A 13589-nucleotide genomic window follows, 5' to 3' on the forward strand; every position below is an offset into this window, starting at 1 on the left:
CCATTGGCTCGACTCCTGCTCTGCGCCCTGGTCCTGGGGGCTTCCCCCACGACCAGGGCTTGCGGCTACGACATGGCCTGGGATAATCCCTTCCAGCTCAGTTGGCCAGGCTCGTTGGACATCGCAATGGCGACCTCGGCAGCCATCTCGACGGACAAGCTGAACCCCATCCCCGCCATCATGGGCAAGGAGGGGTTTTCCCGCAGCTACCAGTGGCTCAATCAACTGAGAGCGAGTCTGAAAACGACTGGTATTCCGGGCAATGTGTCCATTCTGCTGGTGGATTCAGGGCTCTGGTCCAGGTTGAGGGGCAAACAGACACTGTTGTTGCAGAGTCACACTCAGGGGCCCGTCGAGGGTGACAGGGTGGTGCTGCTGAGCGAGGCTGCCATTGATGCCTTGCTGGCGGGACGTCTCTCGGCGAGCGACGCCGTGGCGTTGGGAGTGATGCGGATCGATGAGGATGCTGGTGGTGTCTTGTTGCAACGGCTGGACCAGGCCCTTGCAAGGGAGATCGCCCGTCGTTGATACAACCGATAACGAAAAGGCCGCCCGTTGGGCGGCCTTTTTATTGGCGACATTCATGCAATGCAGATTGGTGTCGTCGCCAGGATCAGCGGGCGCGCACCACCAGCCCCTTGAGGTAGAAGCCTTCCGGGTAGGCGGTGCCAATGGGGTGATCGGAAGCCTGGGAGAGCAGCTCCAGGATCTGGGCATCGCGACCGGCATCGAGGGCCGCATCGGCCACTATCTTCTGGAACAGGCTCTGCTCCATCAGGCCGGAGCAGGAGTAGGTCAAGAGCACACCACCCGGCGCCAGCAGCTGGAACGCCAGCATGTTGATGTCCTTGTAGCCGCGGCAGGCACCCAGCAGCTGGGCCTTGCTCTCGGCAAACTTGGGCGGATCCAGCACGATGACATCGAACTTCTCGCCCTTCTCGCGGTATTCCCGCAGCAGCTTGAACACGTCGTGGCGCACGAACTGGGTGGTGCTGGTATCCAGACCATTGAGCTCGGCGTTCTGGCGGGCTATGTCCAGGGCATTCTGGGAGAGATCGACGTTGACCACCTCACGGGCGCCGCCCTTGAGGGCGTAGACGCCAAAACCGCCGGTGTAGCAGAAGCAGTTGAGCACCCGCTTGCCTTCGGTGTACTTGGCGGCGGCCTGGCGGTTGTCACGCTGATCCAGATAGAAGCCGGTCTTGTGGCCGTTGCGAATGTCCACCAGGATCTTGACGCCGCCGTTCTCCTCGATCACCACAGGCTCGGTCGGGGTCTCGCCATGGATGACGCCGGTGCGCTCTTTGAGCCCCTCCTTCTTGCGTACCGCCACGTCGGAGCGCTCATAGATGCTGCACTCGGGGTAGAGGGTACGCAGGGCCTGGGTTATCAGCTCGCGCTGGAACTCGGCCCCGGCAGACAGAATTTGGCACACCAGGAAGTTGGCGTAACGGTCTATGGTCAGGCCCGGCAGGCCGTCGGATTCGGCGGCGCAGAGGCGATAGCCGGTGAGGCCCTGACGCTTGATCAGCGGGTCCCGGGACTCCTGGGCATACTTGAGGCGACGGATGAAGAAGTCGAGATCGACGGTTTCATCCTTGTCGAAGGTCCAGACCCGGGCACGGATCTGGGAGCTGCCTGACCAGGCGCCCCGGGCGAGCCACTTGCCATCGTTTGAGTAGATCTCGACGGTATCGCCATCGATGGGGTTGCCCTGCACCTTGTCGATCCCTTTGGAGAAGATCCAGGGGTGACGGCGCAGCAGGGATTTTTCGCGGCCTTTGACGAGATAGATGGAAGCGCTCATGGGAGTTGCCAGATGGTCGAAAGAAAAGGGGCCACATTCTATGTGCAACGGCCTCGCTAAGCCAGAGTTTGCTTGCAGGGTTAACAATCCGGGGTCAATAGCAAGGGAGATGCGTAAGGAATCGTTCAAGGTGCCAGCAAGGGTGGCAATGCCGGCCATTGTGCTTGGGAACGCTGAAATTATTAATATTTTTCATCTTGTCAGTCAGTTTTTCATAAAGATTCATATGGTGATGTCGATAGTGTTTAAAGACCAAATTGAATCTTATCTTCTCCGGTGGGCACATAATGTCACTCTCTGTTCGTACCAATGTTTCTGCGATGACGGCACAGCGCAATCTCGGTGGTGCATCGGGTACTTTTGACTCTGTATTTAAGCGTTTATCCTCGGGTCTGCGTATCAACAGTGCAGCAGATGATGCGGCGGGACTTCAGATTAGCAATCGTCTGACAAGCGAAATCAATGGTACCAATGGGGCTATTCGCAATGTCAACGATGCCATCTCCGTGATCAATGTGGCCGATGGAGCAATGGATGAATCGATGAATCTCATGCAGCGTATGCGGACGCTTGCTCTGCAAGCTGGCAGTGGCATCAATTCGGCGGATGACCGTGCCGCACTCAATGCTGAATTCCAGCAGATGCGTCTGGAAATGGATCGCATCGCGACCAAGACGACCTTTGCCGGGCAGAATCTATTGGCCGGGACATATAAAGGGATATTTTCTATCGGGGCTTACGCTGACCAAAGTATGGTCATCACGGATTTGAATGCACAGACCAAAAATCTGGGCGAGGTGGTCTGGCAGTCCCGCAGCCCAGCCAGCAGCAAACCCGGCGCTCACAGCATTGATGGTTTACAGCTTGGTACACAACCTATCACGCTCAATGGCGTGACGTTTGACAAGAACTATCCAACGCTAGAAGCTTTTGTCTCCGACATCAATAGCACCAGCTTCCCCAATAATCAGGGCCCGGTGGAGGCTCTACAGCATCCATTTTCAGTAAGGTCGTTCATCGATCTGTCCACTCTTCCTTCCTATATCGATATCGAAGGACAGACAGTGGATTTGACAACCGGCATCGACATGACGGGCTGGGATCCTGTGAACCCGACATCGGAGAATAGTTGGCTGATGGCGGAGGTCGTTCATCGGATCAACCTGGCTGCACAATCTGCCGGTCTTGGTTTCTCCGTCAGTGGTTCATATAACAACAACCCTGCCAACAATCAGCTCACCATCAATAGCTCTCAGGGGAGGAGTCTTACCCTGGCAAATGGCACCACTCATCCACCCCAGCCACCCCAGCCAGCGCCTCCAGCCCCCCCAGTTCCACCTATCTCCGCCAACCCGTCACTCTCAGCCTTGCTCACGGATGTGAGCAGCACGACTTATATTGGACAACTTGAGCTCAGCTCATCGGGTACTCAGTATTCCAATATTGATATGGAAGGTAACACCTTGGGCTCCCTCGGCTTTTTCCTTCAAGATAAGCAGAAATATACGGTCGACAACATAGACGTACTGAACGGGAGCAACGCCAGTCGCGCCATCAGGACACTGGATGCAGGGATGAAGCAGCTCGGTGCACAGCGCTCCCAGATTGGGGCTCAGGCCAACTCACTGGAGGCGAGGGGGCGTTATTTGAGCACGAGCAATGAAAGCCTGAGTGCTGCTCGCTCACGGATCCGGGATGCCGACATGGCGAGTGAGTCTGCGCGCATGGTTCGGACTCGAATCATGCAACAGGCCAGTACCAGCATATTGAGTCAGGCCAATAGCCGCCCCAAATTGGCGCTGAGTTTGTTGCAGTCCTGATTCAGCCGATTAAAAAGCTGTAATACCCTAACTTCATTGGTATTGCTCTGGTTGTGAGCCTGATCGCGGCACAGTGACCTTAGTGTAACGTTTGGTGAGAGGCGATATCCAAAACGTGGGCTTAGTCAGGTGGTCAGCCACGATCAAGATCTCCAAAGATTCACGACTAAGGCGTCTGAAGACGCTCGGCCGAGCGGTTGAACAAAATACTGGGGATTGGGGTTGCTGCAGGAGCTAAAAAATTCCCCGATGCGGAACATCGGGGAATTTGAGTGACTCAGGGCAAGTTAAAAGAATGCAGGCCTATCCTAACTCAGAGCGTTCAGATCCGCAGGCCCGTCATGGCCTGGCCGAGTTCGGTGGCGGTGGCCTTGAGGCCAGTGGTGCCAGCCACCGAGGCGCTGGCGGACTCTTCCACCCGGCTGGCCTCGTGGCGCACCTGATCCAGGTTGCGGGTGATCTCTTCTGCTACCGAGCTCTGCTCTTCGCTGGAGGTGGCGATCTGGGTGCTCATCTCCAGCACGGCGTCGCTGTGGCTGCTCAGCTTGTCGATGTCCTGGCCCACCTCGGTGATGAGCTGCTGGCTGCTGGCGGCGCGCCCGACCGTCTTCTCCATGATGTCGTTAAGCGCCCCTGTGCCGGCCTGCAGCTCTTCAATCATCTGCTGGATCTCCACAGTGGCCTGCTGGGTGCGGCTGGCGAGGGTGCGTACCTCATCGGCCACCACGGCAAAGCCGCGGCCCTGCTCGCCGGCCCGGGCGGCCTCGATGGCAGCGTTGAGCGCCAGCAGGTTGGTCTGCTGGGAGATGGCGTTGATGACGTTGACCACCTCGTTGATGCGGTTGGCATTGTGGGTCAGCCGCTCGACGGCGCCGGAGGCGTTGCCTATCTCGTCTGCCAGGGTACGGATGGCGGCAATGGTGCGAGCCACCCGCTGGGCGCCGTTGGCCGCCTCTTCGCTGGATTGGCGGGTCTGCAGCAGGGTGTCGTTGGCGTTGCGGGCCACTTCGCGGATCGCCGCAGACATCTGCTCCATGGCAGCGGCCAGGGAGTCCATGTGCTGGCGCTGGGCGCGGGCCAGGGTCTCTCCGTCACTGGCGTGCTCGCGGAACTCGTCGGCGGCCATGGTGAGCGCCTCGGCGGACTCCTCCACCAGTTGCACTATCTTGTGCTGGCGATCGGTGAATCTGTCTATGCTGCCAGCGAGGATGGAGAACTCGTCCCGCACCGGGAAGAAGTTGAGGCGGAAGGTGAGATCCCCGTTCGCCACCGTCTGCAGCGCCTTGTTGGTGGAGTAGAGGGCCCCCGAGACGAAAGTCATCAGATAGTGGGTGATGAGGGCAAGCAGGGCGGCAAGCACGGCTATGATGGTGAGGGTCGTCCCCTGTCCATCCCACATGGAAAAGTTGCCGGCGTCCAGGGTGCCGCTGACGAAACCGGCCTGGCCGGCCTGGGCACTATATTGAAAGCGATCCCCCTGCTGGGTCAGACCGGTGCTGCCGGTAGGCGCCAGGGTGAGCTCGGCTGGCAGGGTGAGGGTGGGCTGCTGGGTGATCAGCTGGGCCGTGGTCTCTACCCGTTGCTTGAGTTGATCCAGCCGGATCTGCATCTGCTGATCATGGCCGTCTGCCAGCAGGTACCAGGTGAGAAAGGCGATGAATAACAAGGGGCACCAGAAGGTGATGAGGAATTTTTCGCTGATCGTGAGGTGAATGAGATAACGGTCAACCCACCGGAATTTAACTTCTTTCATAATGGTATTGCGTCCTGCAAGGGGGAGAGAGTGTCGTGCTCATTATCGCCCTGGGGGAAAATTTCTTAAGGGGAAGGTGTGATAAATGGGAGAGCAATCGTTTGTCGTGCGGGTGTGGGGCCAGGTACAGGGGGTGGGGTTTCGTTACTTCACCCGGGAGCGGGCACTGCAGCTGGGGCTGAGGGGGCATGCCTACAACCTGGAAGATGGCTCTGTGGAGATCCTGATCGCCGGCCCTGAGCAGAAGGTGCAGATGATGCTGGGCTGGCTGGAACACGGGCCCCGAACGGCCACGGTGACCCGAATGGAGTGCACCCGGACATTGCCCCCCACGGGCTCCGGTTTTCATACCAACTGAGCAGGCAGGAGGCTGGCAGATGATGGATCAGGGCAAGGGGCTGGAGCAGGCACGCCGTCTCATGGATCAATACTGGGCCGCCACCCTGGCCCTGCGCCAGCGGGCGGGATCGGAGGAGGTCCATGGCTACCGGATTGCGACTCGTCGCCTGCTGGCCCTGCTCGCCCTCTGGCGTCCCCTGATCCATGAACCCGGACTGGAGCGGCGACTGATGCGCGCGGTGGGCAGACTCTCCGCCCTGCGGGATGCCCAGGTCTATGCGGCGCACTTTGGCGGCAAGCCCCTCCCTGAGGCCGCCCCCCGGGTGCCCATGCTGACGGTGCGACTGGCGCGCTGGCTGGATCGATTGTTGCTGGTCCCTGCCGACTTCAATCCCTCGCCGCTTTATCAGATGCATCTGGCGCTTGGTCTGGCGGATTGTCTGGCCGAGCCCGGGCTGGAGCACTCTGCCGGCAACAGACTGCGGCTGCGTCACTGGCACAGGCTGCGGCTGGTCCTGAAGCAGACCCGTTATGGGGTGGAGCTGCTGGTGGGGCAGGGGGAGGGCGATCCGGCCTGGCTCTCCATGCTGATCGAGTGGCAGGACAGGTTGGGTCAGTTGCAGGACGCCCGGCAATGGCACAGGCGGCTGCGTCGCCAGACGGGGCGGAACAAGCAAGTGCGCGCCCTGCGGGAGGCGATACGATGCCAGTTGCACCAGCTGGACTGCCGGCAGGCGGAGCTTGTTGGTCTGCGGATGGCGTTGCAGCGCCAAGGCTAGGGAGAAAGAGGAATAAAAAAGAGAGGCCCTGGGCCTCTCTTTTCATTTGGGTATCGGCTGCGCTTACTTGACGCGCATGCCTGGCTGGGCGCCTTCCTGGGGCTCCAGGATCCAGAGATCCTTGCCGCCCGGGCCTGCGGCCAGCACCATGCCTTCGGACATGCCAAAGCGCATCTTGCGCGGGGCCAGGTTGGCCACCATCACGGTCAGCTTGCCTTCCAGATCTTCCGGGTTGTAGGCGGACTTGATGCCGGCGAACACCTGACGGGTCTCACCGCCGATGTCGAGCTGAAGTTTCAGCAGCTTCTCGGCTTCCGGCACCGCTTCTGCCTTCTTGATGAGGGCCACCCGCAGATCAATCTTGGCAAAATCCTCGTAGCTGATGGTTTCGCTGATGGGGTCGTCTGCCAGCGGGCCAGTCGCTTTTGGCGCCTGCTCCTTGGCCAGATCTTCCTTGGATGCTTCCACCATGGCTTCCACCTTGGCGGGCTCGATGCGGGAGAAGAGCGCCTTGAAGGGGGCCAGCTGGTGGTTAGTCAGCGGCTGGGCCACGCCATCCCAGGAGAGGGTCTCACCCAGGAAGGCTTCGGCGCGCTCGGCCAGGTGCGGCATGACGGGCTTCAAGTAGGCCATCAGCACCCGGAACAGGTTGATGCCGACGGAACAGACGTCCTGCAACTGCGCATCCGCCCCTTCCTGCTTGGCGATGACCCAGGGAGCCTTGTCATCCACATAGCGGTTGGCCTTGTCGGCGAGCGCCATGATCTCGCGAATGGCGCGGCTGAACTCACGAGCCTCGTAGGCATCGGCGATGGAGGCGCGGGCGCTTGCGAACTCGGCGTAGAGCTCGGGTTCGCTGCAGCTGTCGGCCAGCTTGCCGTCGAAACGCTTGGCGATAAAGCCGGCATTGCGGGAGGCCAGATTGACCAGCTTGTTGACCACGTCGGCATTGACCCGGGAGACGAAGTCTTCGAGGTTCAAGTCCAGATCGTCGATGCGGCTGTTGAGCTTGGCGGCGTAGTAGTAACGCAGGCACTCGGGATCCAGGTGCTTCAAGTAGGTGGAGGCCTTGATGAAGGTGCCCTTGGACTTGGACATCTTGGCGCCGTTGACGGTCACATAGCCGTGCACGTTGACCTTGGTCGGCTTGCGGAAACCTGCCCCTTCCAGCATGGCCGGCCAGAACAGGCAGTGGAAGTAGGCGATGTCCTTGCCGATGAAGTGATAGAGCTCCGCCTCGGAGTCCGCCTTCCAGTAGCTGTCGAAGTCGATGTCACCGCGCTTGTCGCACAGATTCTTGAAGGACGCCATATAGCCGATGGGGGCATCCAGCCAGACGTAGAAGTACTTGCCCGGGGCGCCCGGGATCTCGAAGCCGAAGTAGGGGGCGTCGCGGGTGATGTCCCACTGCTGCAGGCCGGATTCGAACCACTCTTGCATCTTGTTGGCCATCTCTTCCTGGATGGCGCCTGAGCCGCGCACCCACTCAGAGAGCCATTTTTCAAACTGCGGCAGATCGAAGAAGAAGTGCTCGGAGTCCTTCATCACCGGGGTCGCACCCGAGACGGCGGATTTCGGATCGATCAGCTCGGTCGGGCTGTAGGTCGCGCCGCAAGCGTCGCAGTTGTCACCGTATTGCTCCGGGGACTTGCACTTGGGGCAGGTACCCTTGACGAAGCGGTCCGGCAGGAACATGGACTTTTCCGGATCGAACAGCTGGGAGATGGTGCGGATTTTTATCTTGCCGGACTCTTTGAGGCGGCCATAGATAAGCCCGGCCAGCTCGCGGTTCTCGTCGCTGTGGGTCGAGTGATAGTTGTCGAAGCTGATGTTGAAGCCGGCAAAATCTCCCTGATGCTCCTGTGATACGGCAGCGATCATCTCCTCGGGAGTGATCCCCATCTGCTGCGCCTTGAGCATGATGGGGGTACCGTGCGCGTCATCGGCACAGACGAAATGCACCTGATGGCCACGCATTCGCTGATAACGAACCCAGATATCGGCCTGGATGTGTTCCAGCATGTGGCCAAGATGGATGGAGCCGTTGGCATAGGGGAGGGCGCAGGTTACCAGCATTCTACGAGGATCAGTTGCCATAATACGTTCTTGATGTGCCTGTTGGGATGATACAGTGCCGAGCATGTTACCCGAATTGGGGGCGGCCTGCCTAGGGTTGTGGCCCGCAGGCCCGCAGCGGACGGCATGATGAGAACGTCGGCAAGCCACTGATTTGTGTGCGGTAACCCTTCACCTCAGGATAACGACAACATAATGGGGAGTTAATGGTGATTGATTCAGTAAAACAGATCCTTGCCGAATTTAAGCCGGCTGGATGGGGCCAGGATCTGGTGGCGGCCGGTTTTGTGCGTGCCATCGAGCAGCATGGGCAGACCCTGACCATCAAGCTGGTGCTGCCCTTTGCCGGCCAGACCCTGTTTGAACAGATGAAAGAAGCCTTCGATGCCCATATCAGGGCCGCCACGGGGGCCGCCATCGTCGACTGGCAGTGCGACATCGAGGTGGCGAGTATGCCTCGCGCCCAGCAACTGGCGGCGGTACAGGGCATTCGCAACATCCTGGTGGTGGCCTCCGGCAAGGGTGGGGTGGGCAAGTCCACCACGGCCGTCAACCTGGCGCTGGCCCTGCAAAAGGAGGGGGCGCGGGTCGCTATTCTGGATGCGGACATCTATGGCCCCTCGATCCCGACCATGATGGGGACTCTCAAGGAGCGCCCCCACAGCCTGGATGGCAAGTTGATGGAGCCTGTCATGGCCTGTGGTCTCAAGACCAACAGCATCGGCTACCTGGTGGCGGAGCAGGATGCCACCATCTGGCGCGGCCCCATGGCGAGCAAGGCGCTGGCGCAGATCCTCCATGAGACTCGCTGGGGAGAGGTGGATTACCTGGTGGTGGACATGCCCCCAGGCACAGGGGACATCCAGCTCACCCTGGCCCAGCAGGTGCCGACCACGGCCGCCCTGATCGTCACCACACCGCAGGATGTGGCGCTGGCGGATGCCCGCAAGGGGATCGCCATGTTCAACAAGGTCAATGTGCCCGTGCTCGGCATCGTCGAGAACATGAGTTATCACGTCTGCAGTGCCTGCGGTCATCACGAGGCGCTGTTCGGTACCGGCGGCGGCAAGAAGATGGCAGAGCAGTATCAAGTGGCACTGCTTGGTCAGTTGCCGCTGCACATCGACATCCGCCAGCACATGGACGATGGCTGTCCCACCGTGTTCGGATCACCGGAAGGAGGACTGGCCGAGGCCTATCTGAAACTGGCCCGTCGGGTGGGGGCCGAGCTCTATTTCAGCGGTAAACCGATTGCGACCCCGCTCTACACGGTGGCGCTGGACGAATAATCGGCTGTCGGCCGGTTGCAACAGATTTAGGGTGGGCATGAACCACCCTTTTTTATATAATGGATCGGTTTAAACAATCCCCAGTGCTCTTCTCTTTAGGTATTTTCAATGTCTGATACTCAACATTCGTGTGTGATCATCGGTATTGCTGGTGCGTCCGCATCCGGCAAGAGTCTTATCGCTCAAACCATCTACGAAGAGCTGGTGGCCGAGCTGGGCGCAGGTCAGATTGGTGTGATCACCGAGGATTGCTACTACCGTGATCAGACCCACCTGACCATGGAAGAGCGGGTCAAGACCAACTATGACCATCCCAATGCCCTGGATCACGATCTGCTGGTGCAGCATCTGACCCAGCTGGTGCAAGGGGATGCCGTCAATATCCCCCAGTACTCCTATACCGAACACACGCGCTTGAGCGAAGTCACCGCCTTCGCGCCGCGCCGGGTCATCATTCTGGAAGGCATACTGCTGCTGACCGACAGTCGTCTGCGTGAGCTGATGGATGCCTCCATCTTCATGGATACCCCGCTGGACATCTGTCTGCTGCGCCGTCTGGTGCGTGATGTGCAAGAGCGTGGCCGCACCATGGACTCCGTCCTCAAGCAGTATCAGAAGACGGTTCGCCCCATGTTCATGCAGTTCATCGACCCGTCCAAGCAGTATGCAGACGTGATAGTGCCCCGTGGCGGCAAGAACCGCATCGCCATCGACATGCTCAAGGCGCGCATCCGCCACATGTTGATTGGTTGATATGAAACAAGCCGGGTGATGCCCGGCTTTTTTAAATGAAACTTTTGTCAGGAGAGTCGCCGAATGCGTCTTTGTGATACCGATATCGAACGCCATCTGGATGAAGGCAAGATCGTCATTGAGCCGAGGCCCGGTGTTGAGCGGATCAGTGGCGTCAGCGTCGATGTGCTGCTCGGCAACGAGTTTCGCGTGTTTCGCGATCATACCGCCCCCTATATCGATCTGAGCGGTCCGAGCAGCGAGATGGCCGATGCCATCGATCGGGTAATGAGCGACGAGATCCACATCCCGGACGGCGAAGCCTTCTATCTGCACCCGGGTCAACTGGCGCTGGCGGTGACCTACGAGTCCGTGACCCTGCCTGCGGACATCGTCGGCTGGCTGGACGGGCGCTCCTCCCTGGCACGGCTCGGCCTCATGGTGCACGTGACCGCGCACCGCATCGATCCGGGCTGGTCCGGTCGCATCGTGCTGGAGTTCTACAACGGCGGCAAACTGCCGCTGGCGCTGCGCCCCAAGATGAAGATAGGGGCGCTGAACTTCGAGATGCTCTCCGGCGCCGCGGCCCGCCCCTACAACAAGCGGGAAAACGCCAAGTACAAGAGCCAGCAAGGTGCGGTGGCCAGCCGCATCAACCAGGACTGATGTCCGCCTTCATGCTGCTTATATAGAGGGTGCTTCGGCACCCTTTTGCTTTTCTGCGAAGGGGAGGGAGCGTGCAGTAAGGCGGCCAGTGAGGTGGGAACCTGATGGTAAAACGCGTGTAAAATCGCCAACTTGGCGGTGAGTTGAGGGGTGCTTGGTGTTGATTGACACCTACCCATGAGGTGTAAACGGGCTTTAATTAATCCATGACAAGTCCCATTCCAGCAGGGCCTAAGACATTTTCTGACGGAAAGCCCTTTTTTTTTCTTACTGAAATATTTCAACAACGGGTATGGCGCACCGAGCCTTCTGGCATAATCCGCCGCAACTCATAAACAGGTTCGTTTTTATGTTTGAAATGTTTAGTGGTTTGGGTTTGTGGTGGTCAATAGGTTTGGTATTGGCCGTTTTTTTTGTGCTGGCCTATGAGTTCATCAATGGCTTTCACGATACCGCCAACGCGGTAGCAACGGTTATCTATACCAAGGCCATGCCCGCGCACACCGCGGTAGTGGCTTCCGGCCTGTTCAACTTTGCCGGGGTCATGATGGGGGGATTGGGGGTGGCCTATGCCATTGTCCATCTGTTGCCCATCGATCTGCTGCTCGGCATGGATTCGACCCAGGGTCTGATCATGGTGTTCTCCCTGCTGTTTTCAGCCATTGTCTGGAACCTGGGAACCTGGTACTTCGGCATCCCGGCGTCCAGCTCTCACACGCTGATCGGCTCCATTCTGGGGGTAGGCGGTGCCTATGCCCTGATCAGCGATCAACCTCTGAATGAGGGCATCAACGTCGGCAAAGCCATCGACATCATGCTCTCCCTCATCATCTCTCCCACCGTGGGCTTCATCATTGCCGCCTTGCTGCTGTTCGCGATGAAGCGAGTCTGGCTTGGCAGCAAGATCCACAAAACTCCGGAAGAGCGACTGCTGGTGGACGGCAAGAAGCATCCGCCGTTCTGGGCTCGTGTGACCTTGATTTGTTCTGCCATGGGGGTGAGCTTCGTGCACGGCTCCAACGATGGCCAGAAGGGCATAGGTCTGGTGATGCTGGTGCTGATCTGCATGGCGCCCGCCTACTTCGCACTGGACATGAACAGCCGCTCCTACGATCTGGACAGAACCCAGGATGCCAACCAGCGCATCATGGAGATCTACCAGCGCAACCAGGAGCAGGTGTCCACTGTCGTGAACTTCAGCGTTCCTGCCCATGCCCAGGAAGAGTTGATGACTCATTGCGAGGCTGGTGAGGCCCTCGAGGCCATGGCCACCCTGGACAACCGTCTGGGCCAGGTGCGTACCTACGAGCAGATGAGCCTGACCGATCGCCGCGAGGTGCGTCGTCTGCTGCTCTGTATCGACGACACTGCCCGCAAGGTCTCCAAGCTGCCGCTGCCGGCCAAGGAGCTGACCGATCTCGCCAAATGGCGCAAGGACCTGACCGCCACGGCCGAATACGCGCCGACCTGGGTCATCGTCTCCATCGCGCTGGCGCTGGGTTGCGGCACCATGGTGGGCTGGCGTCGTATCGTCTACACAGTGGGCGAGAAGATAGGCTCTTCCGGCATGACCTATAGCCAGGGCATTGCCGCCCAGATCACTGCTGCTGCCTCCATCGGGGTAGCCAGCATGACCGGCATGCCGGTATCCACCACCCATATCCTCTCTTCCGCGGTGGCGGGGACCATGGTGGCGAACAAATCGGGCCTGCAGAGCCAGACCATCAAGACCATCTTGCTGGCCTGGGTCCTGACCCTACCGCTCACCATGCTGCTCTCCGGTGGACTCTTCCTGATCAGCAACAATCTGTTTGGTGGCTGACAGCCAACGCATAACATCAATGACAAAGGGCCTGCGGGCCCTTTTTTCATGGCTGGGATCAGGCCGCTGCTAGCAGTCATGCGCGACAACCGGTAGAAACATGCCTTATATGCCATCAAACAAGAATGCTCATTCACTGATAGTTCCCTGCCAGTCTGCATCTCCCTCATTCAAACCCCTTGTCAGCAGAAGTGTGTGGCCGCAGCCCATCTCGCCTGTCAGGGGTCAGAGGCTACTAAGCCATCGTCTCACCCTCTCATCAGGGCTTCAGCTCTCGCCCTTCATTCCTTGAATCCAGCCGCTCATGACGCAGCGCCGGTGTGACTGGCCATGATCCCTGGCCGTGTTACGGACGCCTTGTTTGTCCCGTGACGGGCTGAGCTTTTCACGATAAGCAAGAGGGCCTGTATGGGGGCGGGAGCAAGGGCGACGCTCCCAGGCATGGTCCCTAGGGTCTTGGTTGCCGCAGGGCAAGAGACGAGGGGGAGGCCGGCAGAGAGGGCCGG

General features: G+C 59.3%; 11 protein-coding genes. 8 read left to right on the forward strand and 3 right to left on the reverse strand.

From position 1 onward, the window contains the following. Positions 1-126: 126 nt before the first annotated feature. On the forward strand, positions 127-528 hold the full coding sequence (locus tag OC537_RS06070; protein WP_244463656.1) for a hypothetical protein: 402 nt from the start codon (positions 127-129) through the stop codon (positions 526-528). Positions 529-613: 85 nt separating this feature from the next. On the opposite strand, the gene OC537_RS06075 is transcribed toward OC537_RS06070, so the two are convergent. Beyond that, positions 614-1807, reverse strand: a complete 1194-nt coding sequence (locus OC537_RS06075) for a class I SAM-dependent methyltransferase (protein WP_139434534.1) — start codon at positions 1805-1807, stop codon at positions 614-616. A 287-nt stretch (positions 1808-2094) separates the two neighbouring features. Between OC537_RS06075 and OC537_RS06080 the strand changes: the two genes are divergently transcribed. Further along, a complete protein-coding gene (locus tag OC537_RS06080) occupies positions 2095-3627 on the forward strand; it encodes a flagellin (protein ID WP_106886798.1) in 1533 nt (510 codons plus the stop codon). Between the two features lie 322 nt (positions 3628-3949). On the opposite strand, the gene OC537_RS06085 is transcribed toward OC537_RS06080, so the two are convergent. Next, the gene (locus OC537_RS06085; RefSeq protein WP_106886797.1) at positions 3950-5380 is read right to left on the reverse strand and encodes a methyl-accepting chemotaxis protein; all 1431 of its coding nucleotides are present in this window, start codon (positions 5378-5380) and stop codon (positions 3950-3952) included. 85 nt (positions 5381-5465) lie between these two features. On the opposite strand from OC537_RS06085, the gene OC537_RS06090 reads away from it, so the two are divergent. Continuing rightward, complete coding sequence (locus tag OC537_RS06090) at positions 5466-5738, forward strand: acylphosphatase (protein WP_262110307.1); 273 nt, start codon at positions 5466-5468, stop codon at positions 5736-5738. A 19-nt stretch (positions 5739-5757) separates the two neighbouring features. Further along, on the forward strand, positions 5758-6498 hold the full coding sequence (locus tag OC537_RS06095; protein ID WP_262110309.1) for a CHAD domain-containing protein: 741 nt from the start codon (positions 5758-5760) through the stop codon (positions 6496-6498). A 63-nt stretch (positions 6499-6561) separates the two neighbouring features. Here OC537_RS06095 and metG read toward each other — a convergent pair whose 3' ends face one another. After that, entirely contained in the window at positions 6562-8595 is a 2034-nt protein-coding gene (metG, locus tag OC537_RS06100) for a methionine--tRNA ligase (RefSeq protein ID WP_262110311.1), read from the reverse strand. Between the two features lie 185 nt (positions 8596-8780). Here metG and apbC point away from each other — a divergent pair, with 185 nt between their 5' ends. The 4 genes from apbC to OC537_RS06120 all read left to right on the forward strand — a co-directional run bounded on the left by apbC (position 8781) and on the right by OC537_RS06120 (position 13083). Further along, positions 8781-9863: an iron-sulfur cluster carrier protein ApbC gene (gene apbC, locus OC537_RS06105; protein WP_106886793.1), complete on the forward strand. Its 1083-nt coding sequence runs from the start codon at positions 8781-8783 to the stop codon at positions 9861-9863. A gap of 108 nt (positions 9864-9971) precedes the next feature. Continuing rightward, positions 9972-10616 (forward strand): uridine kinase, encoded by a 645-nt coding sequence (gene udk / locus OC537_RS06110; RefSeq protein WP_025326970.1) that lies wholly within the window; start codon positions 9972-9974, stop codon positions 10614-10616. A 63-nt stretch (positions 10617-10679) separates the two neighbouring features. Next, complete coding sequence (gene dcd / locus OC537_RS06115; RefSeq protein WP_025326971.1) at positions 10680-11261, forward strand: dCTP deaminase; 582 nt, start codon at positions 10680-10682, stop codon at positions 11259-11261. A 349-nt stretch (positions 11262-11610) separates the two neighbouring features. Next, entirely contained in the window at positions 11611-13083 is a 1473-nt protein-coding gene (locus tag OC537_RS06120; RefSeq protein ID WP_106886792.1) for an inorganic phosphate transporter, read from the forward strand. The last annotated feature ends 506 nt before the right edge of the window (positions 13084-13589 follow it).

It is taken from the genome of Aeromonas sp. Marseille-Q5825, from assembly GCF_946892685.1.
Classification (GTDB): Bacteria; Pseudomonadota; Gammaproteobacteria; order Enterobacterales; family Aeromonadaceae; genus Aeromonas; species Aeromonas rivipollensis.